Annotated in this window: 25 protein-coding genes; 15 read left to right on the forward strand and 10 right to left on the reverse strand. The window is 59.6% G+C overall.

What is annotated here, in order from left to right:
* Window positions 1–8: 8 nt before the first annotated feature.
* Window positions 9–1,544, reverse strand: coding sequence for a two-component system sensor histidine kinase PdhS2 (pdhS2, locus tag M0412_RS03340; RefSeq protein WP_269699821.1), 1,536 nt, complete (start codon window positions 1,542–1,544; stop codon window positions 9–11).
* Between the two features lie 107 nt (window positions 1,545–1,651).
* Between pdhS2 and M0412_RS03345 the strand changes: the two genes are divergently transcribed.
* The 3 genes from M0412_RS03345 to M0412_RS03355 all read left to right on the forward strand — a co-directional run bounded on the left by M0412_RS03345 (window position 1,652) and on the right by M0412_RS03355 (window position 3,450).
* Window positions 1,652–2,245, forward strand: coding sequence for a thermonuclease family protein (locus tag M0412_RS03345; RefSeq protein WP_269699820.1), 594 nt, complete (start codon window positions 1,652–1,654; stop codon window positions 2,243–2,245).
* On the forward strand, window positions 2,238–2,891 hold the full coding sequence (locus M0412_RS03350) for a uracil-DNA glycosylase family protein (RefSeq protein ID WP_269699819.1): 654 nt from the start codon (window positions 2,238–2,240) through the stop codon (window positions 2,889–2,891). The genes M0412_RS03345 and M0412_RS03350 overlap by 8 nt, the downstream gene beginning before the upstream one ends.
* 70 nt (window positions 2,892–2,961) lie before the next feature.
* On the forward strand, window positions 2,962–3,450 hold the full coding sequence (locus M0412_RS03355) for an Lrp/AsnC family transcriptional regulator (protein ID WP_003507846.1): 489 nt from the start codon (window positions 2,962–2,964) through the stop codon (window positions 3,448–3,450).
* 318 nt (window positions 3,451–3,768) lie between these two features.
* On the opposite strand, the gene M0412_RS03360 is transcribed toward M0412_RS03355, so the two are convergent.
* From M0412_RS03360 to M0412_RS03380, 5 genes are all read right to left on the reverse strand, one after another.
* A complete protein-coding gene (locus M0412_RS03360; RefSeq protein ID WP_269699818.1) occupies window positions 3,769–4,593 on the reverse strand; it encodes a class I SAM-dependent methyltransferase in 825 nt (274 codons plus the stop codon).
* A gap of 83 nt (window positions 4,594–4,676) precedes the next feature.
* Window positions 4,677–4,943, reverse strand: a complete 267-nt coding sequence (locus tag M0412_RS03365; protein WP_142840668.1) for an usg protein — start codon at window positions 4,941–4,943, stop codon at window positions 4,677–4,679.
* A 168-nt stretch (window positions 4,944–5,111) separates the two neighbouring features.
* Window positions 5,112–5,942: an ABC transporter permease gene (locus M0412_RS03370; RefSeq protein ID WP_269699817.1), complete on the reverse strand. Its 831-nt coding sequence runs from the start codon at window positions 5,940–5,942 to the stop codon at window positions 5,112–5,114.
* Window positions 5,939–6,742, reverse strand: a complete 804-nt coding sequence (locus tag M0412_RS03375; RefSeq protein WP_142840142.1) for an ABC transporter permease — start codon at window positions 6,740–6,742, stop codon at window positions 5,939–5,941. Before M0412_RS03375 ends, M0412_RS03370 begins: the two co-directional genes overlap by 4 nt.
* Window positions 6,743–6,854: 112 nt before the next feature.
* Entirely contained in the window at window positions 6,855–7,628 is a 774-nt protein-coding gene (locus M0412_RS03380; protein ID WP_142840141.1) for an ABC transporter substrate-binding protein, read from the reverse strand.
* A 341-nt stretch (window positions 7,629–7,969) separates the two neighbouring features.
* Here M0412_RS03380 and M0412_RS03385 point away from each other — a divergent pair, with 341 nt between their 5' ends.
* On the forward strand, window positions 7,970–10,207 hold the full coding sequence (locus M0412_RS03385; RefSeq protein WP_269699816.1) for an OmpA family protein: 2,238 nt from the start codon (window positions 7,970–7,972) through the stop codon (window positions 10,205–10,207).
* Between the two features lie 178 nt (window positions 10,208–10,385).
* Here M0412_RS03385 and M0412_RS03390 read toward each other — a convergent pair whose 3' ends face one another.
* Together M0412_RS03390 and M0412_RS03395 are read right to left on the reverse strand one after the other, a co-directional pair.
* Entirely contained in the window at window positions 10,386–11,309 is a 924-nt protein-coding gene (locus M0412_RS03390; RefSeq protein ID WP_269699815.1) for a pseudouridine-5'-phosphate glycosidase, read from the reverse strand.
* Between the two features lie 29 nt (window positions 11,310–11,338).
* Window positions 11,339–12,280: a carbohydrate kinase family protein gene (locus M0412_RS03395; RefSeq protein WP_269699814.1), complete on the reverse strand. Its 942-nt coding sequence runs from the start codon at window positions 12,278–12,280 to the stop codon at window positions 11,339–11,341.
* Between the two features lie 246 nt (window positions 12,281–12,526).
* Between M0412_RS03395 and recA the strand changes: the two genes are divergently transcribed.
* From recA to M0412_RS03410, 3 genes are all read left to right on the forward strand, one after another.
* Window positions 12,527–13,618 carry a recombinase RecA gene (recA, locus tag M0412_RS03400; RefSeq protein WP_046798211.1) on the forward strand — a complete coding sequence of 364 codons (1,092 nt, stop codon included), beginning with the start codon at window positions 12,527–12,529 and terminating at the stop codon, window positions 13,616–13,618.
* Window positions 13,619–13,852: 234 nt separating this feature from the next.
* A complete protein-coding gene (gene alaS, locus M0412_RS03405) occupies window positions 13,853–16,516 on the forward strand; it encodes an alanine--tRNA ligase (protein ID WP_142840137.1) in 2,664 nt (887 codons plus the stop codon).
* Window positions 16,517–16,632: 116 nt separating this feature from the next.
* On the forward strand, window positions 16,633–17,016 hold the full coding sequence (locus tag M0412_RS03410) for a VOC family protein (protein WP_269699813.1): 384 nt from the start codon (window positions 16,633–16,635) through the stop codon (window positions 17,014–17,016).
* A gap of 75 nt (window positions 17,017–17,091) precedes the next feature.
* Here the strand turns inward: M0412_RS03410 and M0412_RS03415 are convergent, their stop codons facing one another.
* Complete coding sequence (locus M0412_RS03415; RefSeq protein WP_269699812.1) at window positions 17,092–17,718, reverse strand: glutathione S-transferase family protein; 627 nt, start codon at window positions 17,716–17,718, stop codon at window positions 17,092–17,094.
* A gap of 344 nt (window positions 17,719–18,062) precedes the next feature.
* Here M0412_RS03415 and M0412_RS03420 point away from each other — a divergent pair, with 344 nt between their 5' ends.
* Window positions 18,063–18,308, forward strand: a complete 246-nt coding sequence (locus M0412_RS03420; RefSeq protein ID WP_269699811.1) for a hypothetical protein — start codon at window positions 18,063–18,065, stop codon at window positions 18,306–18,308.
* Between the two features lie 19 nt (window positions 18,309–18,327).
* Here the strand turns inward: M0412_RS03420 and M0412_RS03425 are convergent, their stop codons facing one another.
* Window positions 18,328–19,542, reverse strand: a complete 1,215-nt coding sequence (locus tag M0412_RS03425; RefSeq protein ID WP_046798443.1) for an NADP-dependent isocitrate dehydrogenase — start codon at window positions 19,540–19,542, stop codon at window positions 18,328–18,330.
* A gap of 215 nt (window positions 19,543–19,757) precedes the next feature.
* Between M0412_RS03425 and M0412_RS03430 the strand changes: the two genes are divergently transcribed.
* The 7 genes from M0412_RS03430 to M0412_RS03460 all read left to right on the forward strand — a co-directional run bounded on the left by M0412_RS03430 (window position 19,758) and on the right by M0412_RS03460 (window position 25,048).
* Complete coding sequence (locus M0412_RS03430) at window positions 19,758–20,288, forward strand: hypothetical protein (RefSeq protein ID WP_161991228.1); 531 nt, start codon at window positions 19,758–19,760, stop codon at window positions 20,286–20,288.
* A gap of 280 nt (window positions 20,289–20,568) precedes the next feature.
* A complete protein-coding gene (locus tag M0412_RS03435) occupies window positions 20,569–21,414 on the forward strand; it encodes an RNA methyltransferase (protein ID WP_142840133.1) in 846 nt (281 codons plus the stop codon).
* On the forward strand, window positions 21,398–22,219 hold the full coding sequence (murI, locus tag M0412_RS03440; RefSeq protein WP_142840132.1) for a glutamate racemase: 822 nt from the start codon (window positions 21,398–21,400) through the stop codon (window positions 22,217–22,219). The genes M0412_RS03435 and murI overlap by 17 nt, the downstream gene beginning before the upstream one ends.
* A gap of 378 nt (window positions 22,220–22,597) precedes the next feature.
* Window positions 22,598–22,837, forward strand: coding sequence for a hypothetical protein (locus M0412_RS03445; protein WP_142840131.1), 240 nt, complete (start codon window positions 22,598–22,600; stop codon window positions 22,835–22,837).
* Between the two features lie 111 nt (window positions 22,838–22,948).
* The gene (locus M0412_RS03450; protein ID WP_142840130.1) at window positions 22,949–23,437 is read left to right on the forward strand and encodes a GNAT family N-acetyltransferase; all 489 of its coding nucleotides are present in this window, start codon (window positions 22,949–22,951) and stop codon (window positions 23,435–23,437) included.
* Window positions 23,438–23,484: 47 nt separating this feature from the next.
* Complete coding sequence (locus M0412_RS03455) at window positions 23,485–24,123, forward strand: LysE family translocator (protein ID WP_142840129.1); 639 nt, start codon at window positions 23,485–23,487, stop codon at window positions 24,121–24,123.
* 37 nt (window positions 24,124–24,160) lie between these two features.
* On the forward strand, window positions 24,161–25,048 hold the full coding sequence (locus M0412_RS03460) for an EamA family transporter (protein ID WP_142840128.1): 888 nt from the start codon (window positions 24,161–24,163) through the stop codon (window positions 25,046–25,048).
* Window positions 25,049–25,064: the final 16 nt, after the last annotated feature.

Raw genomic sequence — 25,064 nt, forward strand, 5'->3', positions numbered from 1 at the left:
TTGAGCCCTTATGCGAAGGACCGGCGGCGCGGCTGGATCGCATGGGTTTCCTCCACGGCCGGCAGACTCTGCAACACGCGTTTTGCCGGCAGGATGGCGATGCCTTCGGTGCCTTCGCGCAGCTTCGATTTCAGGATGAACTGGCCGTCATGTTTGGCGAGAATGGCCTGAACGATGGGCAGGCCAAGCCCGGTTCCCTGTTCGGCGCTCTTGATGGCGATCGATCCCTGACCGAAGGCCGACAGCACCACGGGGATTTCGTCTTCGGGAATGCCGGGGCCGTTATCCTTGATCGATACATATTGCCCGCCGCCCGCCGTCCAGCCGGCTTTCACAAGGATTTCACCGCCCTGCGGCGTGAATTTCACGGCATTTGAGAGAAGGTTGAGAATGACCTGGCGGATCGATTTTTCGTCAGCCCAGACCTGCGGCAGGCTGCTTTCGAACTGCTGCGAAATCCTGATCGTCTTGGCGCGGGCGCGCAGCTGGATCATGCCGATGCAATCCTCGGCGATTTCCAGCATCGAGATGGATTCCTCATTGAGATCATAGCGACCGGCCTCGATGCGCGACAGGTCGAGGATTTCATTGATGAGATCGAGCAGGTGCTGGCCGGAGCGATGGATATCGCCGGAATATTCCTTGTAGAGCGGGTTGTTGAGCGGGCCGAGCACTTCTGACGCCATGACCTCGGAGAAGCCGAGAATGGCGTTGAGCGGGGTGCGCAGTTCATGCGACATGGAAGCGAGAAAACGTGATTTGGCCAGATTGGCCTCTTCGGCGCGGCGTCGCGCTTCATCCGAAACCGAGTTGGCGACTTCGAGCTCGGCGATCAGGTCGTCCTTTTCCGTCTGGGAGGACAGGAGCTTGACGCTGGTCTGGTAGAGCCGGCTGGTGATGCGGTGACAGAAGAGGATCGCCATGCCAAACATCAGCGCAAGGCCGACATCGAATGGATCACGAGAGATGGCCGAGGTGACGCACAGAGCCGCCATAACCGGCAGGAAGGTCATGAAAGTCGCCCGCCGCAGCATGAAATTGGCCATGGCGGTCAGCGAAAGCGCGATCAGCAGCGTTGCGCCCTTGAAGAAGAGGACAAGCGTCGGGTCGTTGCGCGCCGGTTCGGCCAGTGCGAACATGGCCCATGCACAGCCGATGAGGATCTGCATGCCGAGGAACAGACTTTTCCAGTGCTGGAGATTTTCGGGCGTGATCTGCTGTTTCGCCGCTCTCTTGGCCAGCACCAGAGCCATGGCGTGGAAGCTGAGCGCAATCAGCGACCAGATGATCAGCCCGATGTCGCGGGTGATATAAAGACCGATGACGGAGGCAAGCACGATGAAAAGCGGCATGAACATCGCGCCCTGAAGGGTCTCGGCGATGTGCATGGTCAGCATTTCGCGTTCATAGGCTTCGGTTCCGCCAGCACCCTGCTGCAGGCGTTCACGCGTCGTCTTCACCGTGTCGAAAACCGCCTTGTTGCGGTGTTTTTTCGAGCGGTCGACGATGATCTTGTCGGTGGACGTGCTGACGCTTTTACTCATTGTTACAACGCAGGTGACATGAACCCTTGCAGGCTACGCTCAAAATCTTAAGAAGATGCTGCCGTGAAAGGATTTGTTTGCCATTTCTGACAAGGGTTTGTTGTTACATGGGACGAAACGGAGGCAGGCGCAGGGGTTTTTCGGCGTTCCGCGACGGCGGACTGTTTCTTGCCGCGGTTTTTCTCGGCATCCTCATCGCCGCCAAGCTCGACCAGATCAACAGCGAGACGTATAGCGGTCGTTTCTTCGTGATCGACGGCGATACGCTTTCAAAGGGTGAAGAGCGGTTTCGTCTGCTGGGTATCGATGCACCGGAACTGTTGCAGACATGCCGGCGCGGCGCCGAGACCTGGCCCTGCGGGGAGGAGGCGCGCCGTGTGCTGCAACGGCTGGTCGTGGCGCAGAATTTTTCCTGTTCCGGCAGTTCGAGGGACCGTTACGGCCGGCTGCTCGTTTATTGTGCCGCCGGCGGCAGGGATGTTTCGGCGGAAATGGTGTCGGCGGGTTTTGCCGTCGCCTCCGGTTACTTCCAGTTTTCAGGTGAACAGGCCGCAGCGCGCCGGGATGCGCGGGGCATCTGGGCGGGCGAATTCGAAAAACCTTCGCAATGGCGGCGTGAGCACCGCGCAGCGGATATCGAGACACCGGCGGCGGGGTTCCTGACCGTCATCCGCCATCTTCTGGGATGGTCGCATGGCTGAGATGGATCAATCCATGCCGGGGTTCGATGACGGGCTGGATGCGTTGCGCGGCGAGATTACCCGCTGTCGCCTCTGTCGTGACGCGCCTGTCAGGGGCATGGCCGATCGCCTGCCGCATGAACCGCGTCCGGTGGTCGTCATGTCGAAGAAGGCCCGCATCCTGATTGCCGGGCAGGCGCCTGGCCTGCGTGTGCACGAGACGGGACTGCCGTTTAACGACGCTTCAGGTGACAGGCTTCGGCAATGGCTGAATGTCGACCGCGAGACCTTTTATGACCCCGACCGCTTCACCATTGTGCCCATGGGTTTCTGTTTTCCGGGTTATGACGACAAGGGCAGCGACCTGCCGCCGCGGCGCGAATGTGCGCCTGCATGGCGTGCGCGGGTGATGGAAGCGATGCCGCAGGTGGATCTGATCCTTGCTGTCGGCCAATATGCGCAGGTTTTTCATCTGGGCGAAAAGCGACGCAAAACCATGACCGAAACCGTGCAGAACTGGCGCGGCTACCTGCACGCCAATTCCGGCCCCGGCATTTTACCGCTGCCGCACCCCAGCTGGCGCAATACCGGCTGGCTGAAAAAGAACCCATGGTTCACGCAGGAGCTGCTTCCGGTTCTGCGGCAACATGTGGAAATGCGGCTTTAGTGAAACAATTTTCTGTTTTTCTGCAAAAATTAGTGTATTGAAAGGAAATTAATTCAGGAGGATAGACGCATTGGATCGCCTTGACCGTAAGATTTTGCGCATTCTGCAAGAGGATTCCACGCTGGCCGTCGCTGATCTGGCGAAAAAGGTCGGACTTTCCACGACGCCTTGTTGGCGGCGTATCCAAAAGATGGAAGAGGACGGCGTCATCCGCCGGCGCGTGGCGCTGCTTGATCCGGTCAAGGTCAACACCAAGGTCACGGTTTTCGTCTCCATCCGCACCGCCTCCCATTCCATCGAATGGCTGAAGCGCTTCTCCGAGGTGGTTTCCGAATTTCCGGAGGTCGTCGAATTTTACCGCATGAGCGGCGACGTCGATTATCTCCTGCGCGTCGTCGTGCCTGATATTGCTGCCTATGACGCCTTCTACAAGAGGATGATCGCCAAGATCGAAATTCGCGACGTGTCGTCGGCCTTTGCCATGGAGCAGATCAAATATACGACGGAACTGCCGCTCGATTACATGCTGCTGGATAATCCGAAATCCGGCGAAGAGTGATACGCCGCTCATCCGGTTTTTGAGCAATGCCCTTTCCGGTTGCCGGGGAGGGCATTTTTATTTGCGGGTTGTTGCGACGGAAAGTCGAATCTCTTCAACTGGCTGGGCGATCTTGATGAGATATTGATTCAGCACGGCAGAGTTCGTCGCATTGGGCCGAGCGGACGCCACTTGTTTCTTCTCCCCGGCGGGGAGAAGTCCGCGGCAGCGGGATGAGGGGGCAAGCTCTCCGAAATCCGGCAACGTTGCCCCCTCATCTGACCCTTCGGGCCATCTTCTCCCCCTCGGGGAGAAGAAATATGCCGCAATGTCGGGGCCTCAGCCCTTGAGCTTGGCAATCACCAGATGGCCCGGTGTCGGGTTGCCGTCCTGCATGCGGACGTTGATATCGGTGACTTCGAGGATATCGAAACCGGTCGCAGCCAGTCTTTCGCGAACGTAATTTTCCGCATGGGCGAAACGGTGATGCGGGCCGACCATATAGGGACGTCCGGCCAAGGTCTTTTCGTCCAGGGTTTCCGACGAGAAGATCAGCAGGCCGCCGGCATTGAGGTTTTCGGCGGCGCCGAAAAACAGCGGTTCCAGCGCGCCGAGATAGGGCAGCACGTCTGTGGCTGTGATGATATCGAAGGCTTCGTCGTCATTATCTTCAAGGAAATCTTCGACTTCGGCGACGTAAAGCGTCTCGTAGAGGTCCTTCTCATGGGCGATTTCGACCATGTTTTCGGAGATGTCGATGCCGGTAATGTCCTCGGCCATGTCGCGCAGCGCCTCGCCCGTGAGGCCGGTGCCGCAGCCGAGATCGAGCAGGCGTTTGAAAGGGCCGAGGTTCAGCGTCTGCAGCCGTTGGCGCACCATCATCGGTACGGCATAACCCAGCTGTTCGACAAGAATGTCCTCGAAGGCTTCGGCGTGCTGATCGAACAGGGTCTCGACGTAGGCGTCTGGCGCTTTCGGCGGCGTTTCGCCCCGGCCCATGGCGGCGATACGCACGGCGGCGCCACCGTGATCTTCCGGATCGATCGCCAGAACTTCCTGATAGGCTTTTACCGCCGCTTCCACATCGCCGGCTTTTTCAAGCGTCAGTGCGCGGTTATAGGCCTCGGCAAGCGCCTCTTCGTCGATTTTCTGGTTCTTCGTCATCGTGCGGTATCCATAACGTCTTCGGTTGACGTTTGCTGTAAGCCGCAACGGTGGTTGGCGCAACGTTTATGTGGGAACAGTTCTCAGTGGATGATGAACTCCCCTTTCAGGGCACGCCATTCCTGCGCCGAGATCACCTGCCGGTGCACGTAGCGGACGGAATGTAGCGGTCCGTCGAGCTTTTCCTGCCAGAATTTGAGGAAGCCGTGCATTTCGGGAAAATCCGGGGCGAGATCATAGTCCTGCCAGACATAGGTCTGCAGAACCAGCGGATGGTCCGGCATGCGGTAGAATATCTGGGCGGTGGTGAGGCCGTAGCCTCTCAGCATCATTTCCATGTCCTTGTTCATGACGGCGGTTCCCGTTTCCATGATTGCCGATCACAGCGTTGCCGCTGTATCTGACATGGGAACACGACAGGGTTAATCCAACCTTGCCAAAGCCATGGACTGTCACAAAATAGTTATATTTTTCAAAATGTTGGCAGCCTCAGTTGATGAGTGCTGCCAAGCTTTGGCTTAACGCTTGAGGTGACGTGTCAGGCGGGCTTCCAGCCAGGCCCAGACATGTCTCAGCGTCTCGACGATCGTCAGGTAGAAAATCGCGGCCCAGAGATAGGCCTGGTAATCGAATGTGCGGGAAAAGGCGTAGCGGGTCTGTCCCATCAGGTCGAAGACCGTGACGATGGAGACGACTGCCGAACCCTTGATCATCAGGATGATCTCGTTTCCGTAAGGACGCAGCGCGACGATGAGTGCCTGCGGCAGGATGACCTTGCGGAAGGTGATGAATTTCGAAATGCCGAGCGAGGCGGCGCCCTCATGCTGGCCGAGCGGCACGCTGCGGATTGCGCCGCGCAGGATTTCGGCCTGATAGGCGGCGGTATTGAGGGTCAGCGACAGGAGGCCGCAATACCAGGCTTCACGGAAGAACCACCACAGACCAACGGCCTCCAGTTGCGGGCGGAAGCTGCCGAGGCCGTAATAGATCAGGAAAAGCTGGGCCAGAAGCGGCGTGCTGCGGAAGACATAGACATAGGCATAGGCCAGCGCGCCGAGGACGCGGTTTTTCGACATGCGCGCAAAGGCGATCGGCACTGACAGGATTGCGCCGAGAATGATCGAACTGCCAACCAGCGTGATGGTGGTGATGAGGCCATCAATATAACGCGGCCCGTAACGTTCGAATTTCGCCCAGTCCCACCCCTCGATCATGGCGAAGATCAAGCCGGCGGCGAGCAGCAGCCAGAGCATGATGACGGCGATGCCGACGATGCGCGATATGTTGACCGGCTTCTCGGCTATGGCCGGCGCCGGGCGCGGCGGAATGAGTTCATTGATATGGCTCATCGGCGTGCCTCCGACTTGCGAGACCAGCGATCGATGAAGCCGATCCCGATGGAGGAGAGAAGTGCGAGGATGAGGTAAAGCAGGCAGGCGATGCCGTAGAAGAAGAATGCTTCCTTGCTGACCCGGGCGGCGATGCCGGTCTGACGGATGATATCGGCAAGTCCGATGATCGAAACGTAGGACGTGTCTTTGAGCAGGATGACCCAGAGATTGGTCATGCCGGGCAGGGCTATCCTGACCAGTTGCGGAATGATGATGAGCACCATGGTGCGGCCGCGCGACAGGCCAAGCGCATGGCCCGCCTCATATTGGCCTTTGGGAATGGCCTTGAAGGCGGAGAGCAGAACTTCGGAAGCATAGGATGAAAACACCACCGATAACGCGACCATGCCGGCCACGAAGGCATTGATCTCGACCGGGCCGGTGATGCCGACATAACCCGCTGCTGATTGCAGCAGCATCTGAATGCCGTAATAGACGATGAAGAGCGTCAGCAGTTCCGGCAGGCCGCGGAAGATGGTTGTGTAGATGCCGGTTGCCAGCCGCAGCGACTTTTCTTCCGATTGCGCCGCAAGCGCGATGAGGAAGCCGATCAGCAGGCCGACAGGCAATGTCGCAAGCGCCAGCGAGATCGTGACCTTGACGCCGAAGGCGATTTCATCGCCCCAGCCTGCATCACCACACGCAACAAGGGTGCCGTTTCCGAAAAGCGAGAAGAGACCGACCGGACCGCAAAAGGGGTCGAGAAGTGTCGAGACATAGGTCCAGAACGCACCTATGGCGGAAAATGCTCCGCTCATGCCAGTTTTCCCCCGCGGTCTTAAGCCGCCGTGATTGTTATGGTGACGTTTTCAAACAAAAATGGCGGAAGGGCAAGCCTTCCGCCACCAGATTTCAACAGATCGAGCAGGCTTACTCGCCGTAAACGTCGAAATCGAAGTATTTTTTATTGATCTCCTGGTATTTGCCGCTGGCGCGGATACCGGCGATGGCAGCCGTGAATTTATCGGCGAGCGCTGTGTCACCCTTGCGGACCGCAACGCCTGCGCCATTGCCGTTGATTTCGACATCGACCTTGAGGGGCGTCAGGATCTTGCAGCAGGCGCCGGCATCCGTCTTCAGCCATTCCGAAAGCACGACGATATCGTCGATCACGGCGTCGATACGGCCATTGGCGATGTCGAGTTTATATTCGTCGGCGGTCGGATACATCTTCACGTCGGCATCCGGAAAATGCTTTTCAGCATAGTTGGAGTGGGTGGTGGAACCCTGTGCGCCGAGCGACTTGCCCTTCAGGTCGTCGAGGGACTTGATCGGCGAATCCTTCGGCACGGCGATGGCCGGCGGGGTGTTGTAATATTTCTTGGAGAAATCGACCTTCTCGAGACGCTCGGGCGTGATCGACATGGACGCGATGATGGCATCGAACTTCTTGGCCTGAAGGGCGGGAATGATGCCGTCCCAGTCATTGGTGACGAAGGTGCATTCGGCTTTCATTTGTTCGCACATCGCCTTGGCGATGTCGATGTCGAAGCCGGTCAGCGTGCCGTCGGCTTCAAGATTGTTGAAGGGCGGGTAGGCGCCTTCGGTGCCGATGACGATCTTGTCCTGCGCAAGGGCCGCACCTGAAAACAGCGAGATAGCGGCAATCGATACGGCTGCGAGCAGACGGGTGGAAATAGGCATTTCGATCCTCTCTTTTGGTCGTTCATCCGCAGTCTGTTGTTGTTTTCAGTGCGGACGCCATAAGCGCAAGGCGCGACGGAATGTTTTTTTGTTTTCCGTGGCCTTCAGCGCCGGGGCAATTATTCATCCGGTTGGTCAAAAAATGCAACTGCAATATTAGTCACCTCGATTGCGCCGCAGAGCTTTCACGAAAACGCCTTGATCTGTTCATTTCCGGTACACAAGGCTTTGTCCATCATGGGAACCGAAGCGTGTGCAAGGCGTTGACCAGCGCCTGCATGCGCAGCCGGTTCAAGATGTCGCGATACAAGCGACCAATAATGGCAGATGAGGAAGCACCGATGCTGAAGAAGAACAGATTGCTGACGGGGGTGGTTTTCCCCCTCATGTCGCTGGCGATTGCGGTGGAGCCGGCTGCTGCCGGTTTTGCCGGAGCCGCGCGGGCGCAGACCCAGATGCCCAAGTTGCAGAGCCCGCTGATTCTGGCGCAGGCGCAGCCCGAAGGCCAGGTCGCCGAGGAACAGAACCCGGAGGAGCTTCTGCGCAAACAGCGCCAGCAGGCCGAAGAAGCGCAGCCGCAGGCCGAGCCGCCGAAGCAGGCCCCCGAGCCGCCACGTGAACGCCCGCCCGAGCCGAAGCCGGAAGCCGCACCTGCCGAACCGCGCCCGGAGCCACAACGTGAAGCGCAGCCCGAACCCAAACGTGAGGCACCGCCGGAACCTCAGCGTGAGCCGCAGCAGCAGCGCGAAGCCCGCCCTGAACCGGCGCCTGCCGAACAGCCGCAGGAACGCCCACGCAAACCCGAGCGGGCACAGGAGCCTCAAGGGGAAGGCGAGCAGCGGCCCGCACGCCAGCGCCCGGAGGCCGCCCCCGAAGCCGCGCCTGAGGCAGCGCCGGCTGAACAGCAGCCGAAGGAGCGCCCGCGCAAGGAACGTGCGAAAGAGCCTGCCGCCGAGCAGCCGGCCGCACGTCCTGACAATGCCGAGCAGCCTGCCAAACCGCGTGAGAAAAAGCCGCAGGTAGAAGAAAAGGCTCCGGAACAGAAATCCGAACCGGCCGAAAAGGCTGTTCCGGAGAAAAAGCCCGACGCTCCGGAACCGGCCGCGAAAGAAGCGCCTGTTCCAACGGAAGCGCCGACACCTGCACGTCCGCCGGCGCCAGAGGCACAGCCCAACCCCGCACCCGGCCAGCAGCCTTCCGAGAAGCCGCCAGTCGAAGGTCAGGGCAAGACAGAGCCTGCAGCGCCGCTGCCGGGCACGCCGACGCCCCCGCCGCCAAGCGGCGCCACGACCGGACAGGCGCCTGCCGGCGAGCCCGTTCCCAACCAGGTTGCCGTTCCGCAGACGGAAGCACCGCCCATGACGAAGGAGGAGCTGGACAAGGCCAAGGCGGTTGCCAAGGACCCGTCCAAGACCGCCGATACCGTCATCCTGCCGGTCGACAAGGGTGCGGCCGTTCTCGACAGCGACAAGGAAGTGGAACGCTCCGGCAACAATCAGGCCCGCGAGCAACGTCGCCGGGAGCGTGAACAGGCCGGTGACGTGAAGGTTCCGACCTCCGACGCCGAGGCGCAGCGCGCCGGTGCCGCCGAAGGCAAGACCCCGCCGCCGCCTGTGAAAATGGAGGCGATCACCTCCCAGCAGGGCGAGCGCATCGACCGTCGTCCGCAATATGAGCGGCCGGAAGGCGTGCGCGAATGGCAGCCACGTGAGGGCCGCCCGCGTGACCGGGATCGTGATCGCGATGCGCCGATCATCCTGCAATTCGGCGATCGTGTCGTCGTGCGTGGCGATGACAATCAGCGCTTCATTCGTGATGGCGGCGAGCCCTATTACGAGCGTCTGCCGGGCGGTCGCGTCCGCGAAACCGTGGAGCGCCGTGACGGCACGCAGGTGGTGACGATCCGCAATCGTTATGGCGACGTGATCCAGCGCTCGCGCATCGATGATCGCGGCCGGGAATATGTGCTGTTCTATGCGCCCGAGCTGATGGACGATCCAGATCGCGATTATGTCTATCGCGATCCGGGACTCGACCTGCCGCCGATGCGCCTGCGTATCCCCGTTCGTGACTATATCATCGACACGTCGAGCGATCCGGACCGCGATTATTACCGCTTCCTCGAGCAGCCGCCGGTCGAGCCCGTGGAACGTGTCTATTCGCTGGATGAAGTGCGCTATTCGGCCCGTATCCGTGACAAGGTGCGCCGTATCGACCTCGATACGATCACCTTTGCCACCGGCAGCGCCGAAATCCCGATGGCGCAGGCTCGCTCACTGCGCAAGGTGGCGGACGCGATCAACAAGGCGCTGGAAAAGAACCCCGCGGAAACCTTCCTGATCGAAGGCCACACCGACGCCGTGGGTTCGGATGAAAGCAACCTCGTCCTTTCCGACGAGCGTGCCGCATCCGTCGCCAATGTGCTGACCGATGTCTATGGCATTCCGCCGGAAAACCTTGCGACGCAGGGTTATGGCGAGCGTTACCTGAAGGTCCAGACACTCGGTCCGGAACAGCAGAACCGCCGCGTCACCATCCGCCGTGTCACGCCGCTGGTAAAGCCGGTCGCGCAGAACTGATCGGGTTCTGGCAGGAAAACAAAGGCCCGGAGAGCGCAAGCTTTCCGGGCTTTTTGTTGGTGTCGGGCTTGCTACTTTCGCACCGTCATCCTCGCCCTTGAGGCGAGGATCCATTCCTGCTGTCGCAACGTGGATCCTCGGGTCAAGCCCGAGGATGACTGAGAAAACTGAATGCTCTTCAGTCCAGCGCCACCGCGATCTCCGCCGCCAGCCGCGCATTGTTGCGCACCAGCGCAATATTGGTCTCCAAACTGCGGCCATCCGTTAGCCGGAAGATATCGCCGAGCAGATAGGGCGTGACCGCCTTGCCGGTGACTTCGTCGCGCTCGGCATGGGAGATGGCGCGGTTGATGTAGATGTCCATCTCCTCGCGCGGGATTTCGTCTTCTTCCGGCACGGGGTTGGCGATCAGCATGCCGCCATCGATGCCGAGCTGTTCGCGGGTTACCTGGAAATTGGCGATTGCTGCCGGGCTGTTCAGCGAAAGCGGGCTCGCCAGGCCGGAGGAGCGCGACCAGAAGGCCGGGAATTCTTCCGAGCCGAAGGTGACGACGGGCACGCCGTTGGTTTCGAGAACCTCGAGCGTCTTCGGAATATCGAGGATCGCCTTGGCGCCGGCGCAGACGACGATGACGCCGGTCTTGGCCAGTTCGGTCAGATCGGCGGAGATGTCGAAGGTCTCTTCCGCGCCCTTATGCACACCGCCGATGCCGCCGGTGGCGAAAACGCGGATGCCGGCGCGGGCGGCGGCGATCATGGTGGCGGCAACCGTGGTGGCACCGGTGCGGCGCTCGGCGATTGCGAAGGCGATATCGGCGCGCGAGACCTTCATGGCGTCAGTGGTCTGGGCGAGCGCCTCCAGCTGGTCCTTTTCGAGGCCGATATGCAGGGTGCCGTGAATGACGGCGATGGTCGCCGGAACGGCGCCCTGGTCCCGAATGATCTGTTCGACGCTTTCGGCCATCTCGATATTGCCGGGATAGGGCATGCCATGGGTGATGATGGTCGATTCAAGTGCGACGATCGGCGCACCGCGCTGCTTGGCGGCGGCGACTTCCTGTGAATAAACGATGGGCAGGAGCGGGGAGATTGGGCGGGTCATTTATTCTGTTCCAGTTCTTGAAAGCGGGTTCATGCCAGTATTTCAGCTGCGGGAACAAGTCCCAACATGGCATCGACACTGTCTTTTGATAAATCCTGCGAGGTGGCGAAGGGCGATTGTACGGTGATGGCCGCCGCCGCCGCACCCTGTCTCAGCGCTTCCGCGATGGTCTTTCCCTCGGCGATCGCGGCAAGATAACCGGAGGCCATGGCGTCGCCGGCGCCGGTCACGTCCTTCACCTCGCGGATAAGGGGCGGGTTGAGCGTTACGGTTTGCGTCGCATCGAAAGCCACGACCTCGCTTGCGCCGCGGGTGACGACGCCGCCGGCAAGCCCGGCCTTGCGCAGAATGCCGGGCCAGTCGCGAACATTTTCCGCCGTCTCTCCGGTGAGCGCGCGTGCTTCTGCTTCGTTCATGAAGAGGATGTCGATATCGGCAAGCGCGCCCTTCAGTTTCACCGCCTTGGCGGGTGAAATGGCGATGGCGGCGAGCGGTTTTTCGCAGGCGCGGGCGACGAGGCCGAGCGCGGTCAGCGTGTCATCAGGCAGATTGGCATCGCAGAGCAGAAAGTCGCTTGCCGTGATCGCCTCACGCACGGCACGCACTTTCAGGCGTCGCGGGGTGAAGAGCCTGTAGAGGTCCATATCGGCAAGCGCGATGACCAGATTGCCGTCACGCTCCAGAATGGCAGTGTAGCTCGGCGTACGACGGTCAAGGAAAATGAAGGGCGTATCTTCGACGCCGGCATATTTTGCGGCCTCCGCCACCGCTTCGCCCGTCACGTCGCCGCCGCGTGGCGCGATGATGCGGACGGCAAAACCGAGCCGGGCAAGATTGCGCGCCGCGTTAAAACCACCGCCGCCTGCCTCCTCCATCCAGGAGCCGGGATTGCTGGCGCCGGGCGCCGTCTCAGTCTCGATCATGCCGCGCCTGTCGATATGCGCGCCGCCCAGAACGAGTATTTTCTTCACGCTTGCGTTTCCCTCTTTGGCGGATGGAAAGGCCGGACGATTCGGCCGAACCTCCTGTCCGTTTCCCTGTCACTTCCCGTTTGCGGCGATAGGCCGGAGCCGAAAAACAAAGATAGAACAAACCACTTATCGCTATTTGTTTTCAATATGCTGGCTGCGCCTTGCGAAATGAGAACAAATGGAGTACATACCATTTCCATACTGCTTCATTGCCTGTGCGGCTTCAATAACCTAAAGGTGGTTCAGATGGCACAAAATTCTTTGCGTCTCGTAGAGGATAAATCCGTGGATAAAAGCAAGGCACTGGAAGCGGCGCTCTCCCAGATCGAACGTTCGTTCGGCAAGGGATCGATCATGAAGCTCGGTTCCAATGAAAATGTGGTTGAAGTGGAAACCGTTTCGACGGGTTCGCTCAGCCTGGATATCGCGCTCGGCATCGGCGGTCTGCCGAAGGGGCGCATCGTTGAAATTTATGGTCCGGAAAGCTCGGGTAAAACGACGCTGGCGCTGCAGACCATTGCGGAAGCCCAGAAGAAGGGTGGCATCTGCGCCTTCGTGGACGCCGAACATGCGCTTGATCCGGTCTATGCCCGCAAGCTGGGTGTGGATCTGCAGAGCCTGCTGATTTCGCAGCCGGATACCGGCGAACAGGCACTGGAAATCACAGATACGCTGGTTCGTTCCGGCGCGGTCGACGTTCTGGTCGTCGATTCGGTCGCGGCGCTGACGCCGCGGGCGGAAATCGAAGGCGAGATGGGTGACAGCCTGCCAGGTCTTCAGGCGCGTCTGATGAGCCAGGCGCTGCGCAAACTGACCGCTTCGATCTCCAAGTCGAAGTGCATGGTGATCTTCATCAACCAGATCCGCATGAAGATCGGCGTCATGTTCGGTTCGCCGGAAACGACGACGGGCGGTAACGCGCTGAAGTTCTACGCCTCCGTGCGTCTCGACATTCGCCGTATCGGCGCCGTCAAGGAACGCGAAGAGGTGGTCGGCAACCAGACGCGCGTCAAGGTCGTCAAGAACAAGATGGCGCCGCCCTTCAAGCAGGTGGAATTCGACATCATGTATGGCGAAGGCGTTTCCAAGACCGGCGAGCTTGTCGATCTCGGCGTGAAGGCCGGTATCGTCGAGAAATCCGGTGCATGGTTCTCCTATAACAGCCAGCGTCTGGGGCAGGGGCGTGAGAACGCCAAGACCTTCCTGCGCGACAATCCGGAAACGGCCAATGAGATCGAGCTGGCGCTGCGCCAGAATGCCGGTCTGATCGCTGACCGCTTCCTGCAGAATGGCGGTCCGGATGCCGGCGATAGCGACGGTGACGGCGACGAGGGCTGACACCTCAAAAGCGGCCGGGCATGAATTGTCGGGCCGTTTTGCCGAAATGAGCTGATCGAAACGAAATGGGCCGTGCGATTTTCCCTCGCCTGGCCCTTTTTGTTTGTCGATGCGCCTTGGTTTACCTGCATGGCTGGACAGGGCAGGATACGGACGATAAAAGCCATTGATTTTGCAATATAGCCGTCATTTGTGATGGCAATGATGGACTCCAGCTGTGAGCGGTGTGTGGGCATGAGCGGTGTAAATGAAATTCGGTCGACCTTTCTCGACTACTTCAAAAAGAATGGACACGAGATCGTGCCCTCCAGCCCGCTGGTGCCGCGCAACGATCCGACATTGATGTTCACCAATGCCGGCATGGTGCAGTTCAAGAACGTCTTCACCGGTCTTGAAAGCCGTCCCTATTCCACCGCCGCTTCGGCGCAGAAATGCGTGCGCGCCGGTGGCAAGCATAACGACCTCGACAATGTCGGTTATACCGCCCGTCACCATACGTTCTTCGAAATGCTCGGCAATTTCTCCTTCGGCGATTATTTCAAGGAAGAGGCGATCACCCATGCCTGGAACCTGATCACCAAGGAATTCGGCATCGACCGCAACCGGCTGCTGGTCACGGTCTATCACACCGACGACGAGGCCTTTAATCTCTGGAAGAAGATCGCCGGTTTTTCCGACGACCGCATCATCCGCATTGCGACCAGCGACAATTTCTGGGCGATGGGCGATACCGGTCCCTGTGGTCCCTGTTCGGAAATCTTCTACGATCACGGTGATCATATCTGGGGTGGCCCGCCCGGCTCGCCGGAAGAGGATGGCGACCGGTTCATCGAGATCTGGAACCTCGTCTTCATGCAATATGAGCAGCTGACGAAGGAAGAACGCATCGACCTGCCGCGCCCGTCGATCGACACCGGCATGGGCCTCGAGCGCATTTCGGCACTGCTGCAGGGCAAACACGACAATTACGACACGGACCTGTTCCGCGCATTGATCGCCGCTTCCGTCGAGGCAACCGGGGTTCCGGCCGAAGGCGAGCACCGCGCCAGCCACCGGGTCATCGCCGATCATCTGCGTTCGGCCTCCTTCCTGATTGCCGATGGCGTTCTGCCATCAAGCGAAGGTCGTGGTTATGTTCTGCGCCGCATCATGCGCCGCGCCATGCGCCATGCCGAGCTCCTGGGCTCGCGCGAGCCGCTGATCTATAGGTTGCTGCCGGCGCTGATCCAGCAGATGGGTCGCGCCTATCCCGAACTGGTTCGGGCCGAGGCGCTGATTTCCGAGACACTGAAACTTGAGGAAACCCGTTTCCGCAAGACGCTGGAACGCGGCCTGTCGCTGCTGTCCGATGCTACTTCGACCCTGCACAAGGGCGATATGCTGGATGGCGAAACCGCCTTCAAGCTTTACGACACCTATGGTTTCCCACTCGATCTGACACAGGACGCGCTGCGCGCCCGCGAAATCGGCGTCGATATTTCCGGTTTTACCGATGCCATGCAGCGCCAGAAGGCGGAAGCCCGCTCGCACTGGGCCGGCTCCGGCGATACGGCAACGGAAACCGTGTGGTTCGAGCTGAAGGAAAAGCTCGGCGCAACGGAGTTCCTGGGCTACGACACCGAAACCGCTGAGGGCGTCATTCAGGCGATCGTCAGGGATGGCAAGGCAGTCGATAGTGCTGCCGAGGGCGAGACGGTGCAAATTATCGTCAACCAGACGCCATTTTACGGTGAATCGGGCGGCCAGATGGGCGATACCGGTGTCATCGTCGGCGAAACTGGCAGCTTTGATGTCACCGGAACCCACAAAAAGGGCGAAGGCCTTTTTGTGCACTCCGGCACGGTGTCCAAGGGTGGATTGAAGGTCGATGAAGCCGTACAGCTGACGGTCGATCATGATCGCCGTTCGCGTCTGCGTGCCAACCATTCCGCAACCCACCTGCTGCATGAGGCGCTGCGCGAAGTGCTCGGCACCCATGTTGCCCAGAAGGGTTCGCTGGTTGCGCCCGAGCGCCTGCGCTTCGACGTTTCACATCCCAAGCCGATGTCGGCCGAGGAGCTGAAGGTCGTTGAGGACATGGCGAACGAGATCGTGCTGCAGAACTCGCCTGTTGTCACCCGCCTGATGAGCGTTGACGATGCCATTGCCGAAGGTGCCATGGCGCTGTTCGGCGAAAAATACGGCGACGAGGTTCGCGTGGTGTCGATGGGCACCGGCCTGCATGGCGCAAAAGCCAATCGTCCCTATTCCGTTGAGCTTTGCGGCGGCACCCATGTGGCTGCCACCGGTCAGATTGGCCTCATCCGCATTCTCGGCGAAAGCGCTGTCGGTTCCGGCGTGCGTCGTCTTGAGGCCGTCACCGGTCAGGGTGCGTTCGCCTATCTTGCCGAGCAGGATGAGAGGGTGAAGGCTCTGGCGTCGTCGCTGAAGGTTCAGCCGGGCGACGTGCTGTCGCGCGTTGAAGGGCTGCTTGACGAGCGCAAGAAGCTGGAGCGTGAGCTTGCGGATGCCCGCAAGAAGCTGGCCATGGGCGGTGGTTCGTCGGATGCCGGCGCAAACGATGTGCAGCAGGTCGCGGGCGTCAATTTCCTTGCGAAATCGCTTGCTGGCATCGATGCCAAGGATCTCAAGGGTCTTGCCGATGAGGCCAAGGCCAATATCGGCTCCGGCGTTGTGCTGCTGATTGCGGTTTCCGAGGATGGCAAGGCAAGCGCCGTTGCTGCCGTTACCGAAGATCTGACGGCCCGTTTCAGTGCTGTCGATATTGTCCGCACCGCTTCAGCCGCACTTGGCGGCAAGGGCGGCGGCGGACGCCCGGATATGGCACAGGCCGGCGGCCCGGATGGCGCCAAGGCGCAGGAGGCCATCGAAGCGGTGGCTGCGGCACTGGCGGCCTGATCCGGAAAAGATTGAGGAAGGGGCGGGGTTTTACCCCGCCTTTTTTAATTCTGCGCTGCGGCTGGCGAGAGATGGTATGGATCATCGAGCGCTGAAGACAGGGAGGAGGTCATGCGATGCGCTTTGTAAATCCCATCCCTTTCGTGCGCGATATAGACCGCTCCAAGGCGTTTTATCGTGACCGGCTCGACCTCAGAATATTGCGGGACTTCGGGGATTTCGTTCTCTTTGAAGGCGGCTTTGCCATTCATGAGGGGCGGTCGCTTGAGGAGACGGTGTGGCAGGCACCATCCGGCATGGAAGAGCCCTATGGCAGGCGAAATCTGCTGCTCTATTTCGAGCACGCAGATGTGGATGCGGCTTTTCTAAATATCTCACCGCATGTGGAGCTTATTCATTCCGTGCAAGAGCAGGCCTGGGGGCAGAGAGTATTCCGCTTTTATGATCCGGACGGGCATGCAATCGAAGTTGGAGAACCGCTCGGCCAATCCCATGAATAGACCCGCCGCAAAAACCGATCCTATGGGCGATTTTCGGACGGGCCGTGGTTTGTTTTTCGCAATATCGCAGACCGATTATCCGGTTGCCTGCAGATCCTTCGCCGCATCTTCATCAAGCTGGGCGGCACGCTTGAAGGCCGGGCGTTCGGTGAGATGCGCCATGTAGTCGATGAAGGCCGGGCGTTTTTCGATCGTGCCGAAGTGTAGCCCCCAACCGATATGGGCACCGACATAAACATCGGCCGCGGTGAAGAGATCGCCGGCGATGAAGCGGTTTTCGCTGACGGCGCGCTCAAGCGTGTTCATCACATCCGCATAGCTGCCGCAGCCCGCCATGCGCAGCTTGTCGGTCGGTACTTCAAAACCCATCGCCTTCATGCTGACCGTCATTTCCAGGGGGCCGGCAACGAAAAACATCCAGCGATAATAAAGTCCGCGCGCCTTCGGTGTCGGAGCAAGATTTGCACCCGGAAAGGCGTCGGCCAGATAAGCACAGATAGCCGCCGCCTCGGTGACGATGGTATCGCCATGTTTGATGGCCGGCACCTTGGCCATCGGGTTTATCAGCCGGTAAGCGGGTGATTTCATTGAGGTTTCGAAACTCAACATTTCCGTTTTATACGGAACACCCACTTCTTCGAGCATCCAGCGCGCGATGCGTCCGCGCGACATGGGATTGGTGTAGAAGATCAACTCACTCATAGTTTTGCCTCCCCAAGCAAAATAGCCGCAACCTCATGGGGAAACCCTGCGGGTCCCTCACTGGCGCGGTGTGTTTTTATAACCCGCGGCATCATTCTCACGCTCTTTGAAGATCGTACTGACGCTACGGTAAGTTTTGACTGCGCCGGGCAAGTTAAGTAGATGCTGTTTCAGCTTTGTCTTATTGTTATACTGGCCACGGCACGGCGCAGAATCGAAGTCTGCGCCTAGTGCAACGTCTAATCAAGATACTGTGAACAAAAAAAGAAAACCGGGCGTTTCGGCCCGATTTTTCAGTTTTTCCACCTTTTTCTGCCCAATGCAGCCCGGATCGTGACCACGTCATGCCGAAACTCGCGGCCTATTTTCAGGCATTGGAAGAACGCGGTGTCATATGCGCTGACATGCCGGAAGGGCCGGCCGAAATCTGGCTGTCGCTTCTGGTCGGAGATTTGCAGGTCAGGCGCGCGACGGGCGCACTCGGTCTTCCGCCGCAGGAGAAGGTGAGATCGCGCTCGGCCCGTGCCGCCGCGCTGGCGTTGCAGCTTTGTGGCGCAAAGAAAAAACCCGGCGCTGAGGCCGGGTTTTAATGTCGTTGAGTGAAGAGGCTTAAGCCGCCATCGCCTTCTTGAGGTTCTCGTCGATCTTGTCGAGGAACGCGGTGGTGGAGAGCCAGGGCTGGTCCGGACCGATGAGCAGGGCCAGATCCTTGGTCATGAAGCCGCTTTCGACGGTGTCGACGCAGACGGTCTCGAGCGTTGTCGCGAATTTTGCGAGTTCGGCATTGTCGTCCAGCTTGGCGCGGTGGGCGAGGCCACGGGTCCAGGCGAAGATCGAAGCGATCGAGTTGGTCGAGGTTTCCTGACCCTTCTGGTGCTGGCGGTAGTGGCGCGTGACCGTGCCGTGTGCCGCTTCGGCTTCGACCGTGCGGCCATCCGGCGACAGGAGAACCGAGGTCATCAGACCGAGCGAGCCGAAGCCCTGGGCAACCGTGTCGGACTGAACGTCGCCATCGTAGTTCTTGCAGGCCCAGACGTAACCGCCAGACCACTTCAGCGCGGAAGCAACCATGTCGTCGATCAGGCGGTGCTCATATATGATGCCGACTTCGTCGAACTTCGCCTTGAACTCGGTCTGGTAGACTTCTTCGAAGATGTCCTTGAAGCGACCGTCATAGGCCTTGAGGATGGTGTTCTTGGTGGACAGGTAAACCGGCCACTTGCGCATCAGGCCGTACATCATCGATGCGCGGGCGAATTCGCGGATGGATTCGTCGAGGTTGTACATGGCAAGTGCCACGCCGGCGCTCGGAGCGTCGAAGACGTCCTTCTCGATGACCTGACCGTCTTCACCAACGAACTTGATCGTCAGCTTGCCCTTGCCGGGGAACTTGAAATCGGTTGCCTTGTACTGGTCGCCGAAAGCGTGGCGGCCGACGACGATCGGCTTGGTCCAGCCGGGAACGAGGCGCGGAACGTTCTTGCAGATGATCGGCTCGCGGAAGATGACGCCGCCCAGAATGTTGCGGATCGTGCCGTTCGGGCTCTTCCACATCTGCTTCAGGCCGAATTCCTCAACGCGGGCTTCATCCGGGGTGATCGTGGCGCACTTGATGCCGACGCCGTGCTTCTTGATGGCGTGTGCCGCATCGACGGTGACCTGGTCGTTGGTGGCATCACGGTTTTCAACCGAGAGGTCGTAATATTCGATATCGAGATCGAGGTAAGGCAGGATCAGCTTGTCCTTGATCAGCTGCCAGATGATACGGGTCATTTCGTCGCCGTCGAGATCAACGACTGGATTGGCTACCTTGATCTTTGCCATGAATTCCTCACCTTCGAAGCTGTGGCGCCTGGTGACGCCGGTATCCGGAAAAATATCCGGTGCGGCTATAGCATCGCGAGCGTCTGAGGCAAAGCCATGGGGGGCGCTTTTTTGGCGCAGCGCAACAGTGGATTGCGCATTGCCAAACCACAATGCCGGAATACAGTCAGGCGAATCGCTTCGCCCGCCTGTCGGGCCTATCCCGGGATCACATCATGCGGAATATTCTGCTTCTGACTGCCGCCGTCCTCTTTTCGCACAATGCCCTTGCGGCCGGGCCTGCCGATCCCGTTCAGAAGGTGATGGACATCACCGTCAAGAACTGGTCCGGCGACGCCGAAAACTGGAAATATATTTTCGACGAGGACATGCTGACCAGCCTGTTCAGCAAGGACTTCGTCACCCAGTATCGCGAAGCATCCAAGAAGCCGGCATATGAGGCGGAAAGCGGTGAGACCGGCGATCCCTTCGGTTACGATGTGGTGACGAACTCGCAGGATGGCTGCCCGCTGGCGGATGTTTCGGTGACGCCGGGCGCGGTGAAGGACGGCGTGACTGATGTGACGGCGAAATTCAAGCTGTGGGCCTGCATGGACGAGGCGGAGATGAAGGCGACCGTCGATGAAGTTCATTTCGATGTCATCGAGGAAGACGGGCGGCCGGTGATCAGCGACATTCACCGCGTTGGCGATGAGGGCAGGGATTCGCTGCGCGAAGAGATGGCGAATATCATCAAGGGCGAGTGAGGGGTCGCGTTTGAGCCCGTTGAGGGTGATGCGAGGCTTTCGCCACAATCGTCGTCATCCTCGGGTTTGACCCGAGGATCGATTGATTTCAACGGTTTGTAGATCCTCGGGTCAAGCCCGAGGATGACGGGGTAGTGGTTTTGCTCTCATCTTCAGCAAATCCGAGCGGGATGCGTGCTCCCTCCGACTTTGATTTTAGCGCCGATCTATGCCAGTGAGGCGCGCTTTACAGTATCGGCGTTAAAGTCGATGCGGCGCTTTTGAAAACGGACAAACGACGATGGCAGGCACTAACAGTGAGCTTGAACTTCTGGCGGAAGGCCCGGCGATCATTCTGGTCGAACCGCAGCTCGGCGAAAATATCGGCATGGTGGCACGGGCGATGGCCAATTTCGGCCTTTCCGAACTGCGTCTGGTCAATCCACGTGATGGCTGGCCGAGCGAGAAGGCGCGTGCTGCCGCTTCCAAGGCCGATCATGTCATTGACGGCACCAAGGTATTCGAGACGCTGGAAGAGGCGATCAAGGATCTCAATTTCGTTTATGCCACGACGGCGCGCGAGCGTTACGGTTTCAAGCCGGTGCGCGCGCCGGTAACCGCTGCCGATACGCTCAGGGCAAAATTCAAGGCTGGCGAAAAGACCGGCATCCTGTTTGGGCGGGAGCGCTGGGGGCTGACCAATGAGGAAGTGGCGCTGGCCGACGAGATCGTGACCTTCCCCGTCAACCCCGCTTTTGCCTCGCTGAACATTGCGCAGGCTGTGCTGCTGATGTCTTATGAATGGATGAAATCAGGCATGGACGACCTGGGGGAGACGCTTTTCCAGTCCGTCGAGCAGCGACCTTCGACTAAGGAGCAGGTTTTCGGCCTGTTCGAACATATCGAGGAAGCGCTGGACGCGCGCGGTTATTTCCACCCTGCTGAAAAAAAGCCGAAAATGGTCGACAATCTGCGTGCCGTGCTGTCGAGACGGGGTTTTTCCGAGCAGGAAATCAGCGTTGTCCGCGGCGTGATCAATTCGCTCGACCGTTTCCCCCGGCAGTGGCCAAAGCAGGCAGGCCGGGCGGCGCCGTCGGCTGAGGGCGCCAATTCGGAGAGGACCGGGGAGAATGCTGAAGACGAATGAGGCCGCGGCCGATGTGCTGAAACCGGTGCTGGTGTTTGATTCCGGCATTGGCGGGCTGACTGTGCTGCGCGAAGCGCGCGTGCTGATGCCCGAGCGCGGTTTCATTTATGTGGCCGACGATGCGGGTTTTCCCTATGGCGGCTGGGAAGAGGAGGCGCTGAAGACGCGTATTCTCTCGCTCTTCGAAACGCTGCTACAGGACTACAGCCCGGAAGTCTGCATCATCGCCTGCAACACCGCCTTCACACTGGCCGGTGCCGATCTTCGCGCCCGGTTTCCGGACATGACCTTCGTCGGCACCGTTCCCGCCATCAAACCGGCTGCGGAGCGCACCCGCTCCGGCCTCGTCTCCGTGCTGGCGACGCCGGGTACCGTCAAGCGTGCCTATACGCGTGATCTCATCCAGTCCTTCGCCACACAGTGCCATGTCCGTCTCGTGGGCTCTGAAAATCTGGCGCGCATGGCGGAAAGCTGGATCAGGGGTGAGCCGGTTTCGGACGAGGCGGTTCTGGCTGAAATCGAACCCTGCTTCATCGACAGTGACGGCAAGCGCACCGATATCGTCGTTCTCGCCTGCACCCATTACCCCTTCATGGCCAATGTGTTTCGCCGGCTGGCACCCTGGCCGGTGGACTGGCTTGATCCGGCGGAGGCGATTGCAAGGCGGGCGCGCCATCTGGTGCCGCTGCCGCAGGATGCGGAACACCCCGATGGCTTCGACTTTGCCGTCTTCACATCGGGCAAGCCGGACTTCGCCACGCGGCGGCTGATGCAGGGGTTTGGGCTCAGCGTTTCGGCAGCCTGAGCGCCTGTTGTATTTTTGCATCTATCCCATTTGACTTTTACAATTCGAGATTGCGACCACTTGTCGCGCCTGACATCTCGTGTAAGATGCTCCTCGTGTGTAACCGCTATAAAAGGAGGCGTGGAATGACTGACGATTTTAATATGCGCCTTAACGGCATGTCTGGCATTTCCGGCATGGTCATCGGTGGTTACATGGTCCGAGGCATCAACCTCCGATAAGGCTTATTGCCTGATTTCCTTGCCGTTTGGCATTTTCACTTCGTTCGACATCGGAAATTGCGCGTTCGCGTGGCCTGAGTGCTGCGCCCGTCGTTCCGGCATGTCGTTTTCCATCGATAAAGGACCTGGCTGCTTCGCTGCGCCGGGATGGATCTCCATGCAAAAAAATCAACCATTGGTAGCATATGCGCTGCCGGATGCGGTCGACCGTTTGTTCGTCACGTTCGGCGTCTGGAAAACCCTAAGGGCGGTTCTCGTTGCGGCCATGGTGCCGCGTGCACCGCCGACGGATATCACCGATCTACCCGAACGTATGCTGGATGATATCGGCCTCGAGCCATCCGAGCGGAAGATGCGTCGGGACTGGGCACCACCTTACTGGGCGCCGCGGTTTTGAGTTGGGGCAACTGCACTTCGCCGGCCCGAAAGGTTCGGCGAAGCTGTTGCCGGTTTTGTGAAACCAACGTCATGATCCCGTGCTTTCGTCGTATTTTTGGAGTGGAATTTTATGCGAATCCGAAAAGTCACCGCGACCGATATCGAGCTGCTTTGCCCTGTGTTTGTCGATATGGAGCGGCATTACGAGGGGGCGGGCGCGATTGGTGAGGCGGCGGTGCGGACCCGTCTCGGACATTTTTTACAGTCCGGCAACGGTATCATGCTTGTCGCTGTCGATGACGGCGCTCGGGGCATTCTCTCTATGTTCGAGATGTTTCCTGGTGTCGCGCTGCGGCCGGTCTGGTTCATGAAGGAACTTTACGTTGCGGAATGGGCGAGGGGGCGTGGTGTCGGTGAAGCGCTGATCCGTGAGGCGGCAAAAATTGTCGTCGAACAGGGTGGTTCGCGGCTCGATTTCACGACGGGTCGCGACAATAGCGGCGCGCAACGGTTCTACAGCCGTGTTGGCGCAAACGAGGTGGAGTGTGCTTTCCTCCGCTTCGACGAGGCTGCACTTACGCGTCTTGCCGAGCAGGAGACGGAGCTCTTGCCAGAGTAGGATTTCCGTGGCTTGCTCACCGCATCGAGTGAAGGGAGATTTCCATCATGCCTTTGGAGAACTGGCTGGCCTTCGTGGCCGCATCCGCCATCATGCTCGCCATTCCGGGACCGACGATCCTGTTGGTGATTTCTTACGCGCTCGGCCATGGCCGCAAGGCGAGCACCGCGACGGTGACGGGCGTGGCGCTGGGTGATTTCACTGCCATGACGGCCTCAATGCTGGGGCTCGGCGCGCTGCTTGCCACATCGGCCGCTCTTTTCACCGGTCTGAAATGGATTGGCGCCGCCTACCTCATCTATCTCGGCATCAAGCTGTGGCGTTCACCGATCAGCGGCGAAGGCGCGGACGGCAAGGGTGTGACGGGCCGTGAAAGACCGCTCAAAATCTTCCTGCATGCCTATATCGTCACCGCGCTGAACCCGAAAAGCATCGTGTTTTTCGTCGCCTTCCTGCCGCAATTTCTGGTGCCGACATTGCCCTTCTGGCCGCAGGTGCTGATATTCGAGGTGACCTTCCTGGTGCTTGCCACCGTCAATGCCGCCCTTTATGGACTTCTGGCAAGTGCCGCCCGCAACACGATCCGCAAGCCGAATGTTCAGCGCATCGTCAACCGCACGGGTGGTGGTCTCCTGATCGGCGCCGGTCTCATTGCCTTTGGCTGGAAGAGGGCGGTCGCGCCGTAAGGCAACTCTTGATCGCCTGAAATTCGGACATAACAAAATGGCATTGCCGCATATACTTCTCGCCCTGATCACCGTGTTTTTGTGGGGCTTCAACTTCGTCGCCATCAAGGTCGGCGTCACCGACATGCCGCCTTTGTTTCTGACGGGTGTACGTTATTTCTTTGCAGCCGTGCCGCTGGTATTCTTCCTGCCGAAACCCAATGTGCCGTGGCGGCATATGATCGTGTACGGCATGGCGATGGGCTTCGTGCAGTTCGGCCTGCTTTATCCGGCCATCAAGCTCGGCCTGCCGGCGGGGCTCGCTTCGCTCGTCATGCAGTCGCAGGCCTTCTTCACGCTGGCGCTTGCCGTGGTGTTTCTCGGCGAGCGGCCGTTGCCTTCACAGATCATCGGCGCGATCATTGCTTTTGGCGGGCTGGCGGTCATCGGCGTGGAACGCATGACGGTCGCAGCCCTGGTACCGCTTCTGATGGGCGTCGGCTCGGCCATTGCCTGGGCCTGCGGCAACATCGTCAACCGCCGCATCGGCCAGGTGAATGCGGTTTCCTTTGTCGCATGGACGAGCCTTGTGCCAGTTCTGCCGTTGATCCTGCTTTCGCTGGTGGTGGAAGGACCTGAAGCGATTGCGGAAGGCGTGCTCAATGCGACGCCGACGATGGCTCTCGTGGTGATCTACATGGCCTATGGTGCGACGATTGTCGGCGCGGGCATCTGGAGTTACCTGCTTCTGCGTTATCCGGCCGGAACGGTGGCGCCGTTTTCACTGCTGGTGCCGATTGTCGGTTTCATCAGCGCCTATCTCGCTTTCGCAGAGCATATCACCGTCTTTGAAGTGGTCGGCGCCGCATTGGTCATCATCGGGCTGATGCTGAATGTGTTCGGCAGACGGCTTGCATTTTTGCGGGTCTCGTCCGGGGCGGCTTAGAGGCGGTGCAATTGCC

The sequence above is a fragment of the Agrobacterium sp. O3.4 genome (assembly GCF_041414895.1).
Lineage (GTDB): Bacteria > Pseudomonadota > Alphaproteobacteria > Rhizobiales > Rhizobiaceae > Agrobacterium > Agrobacterium cucumeris.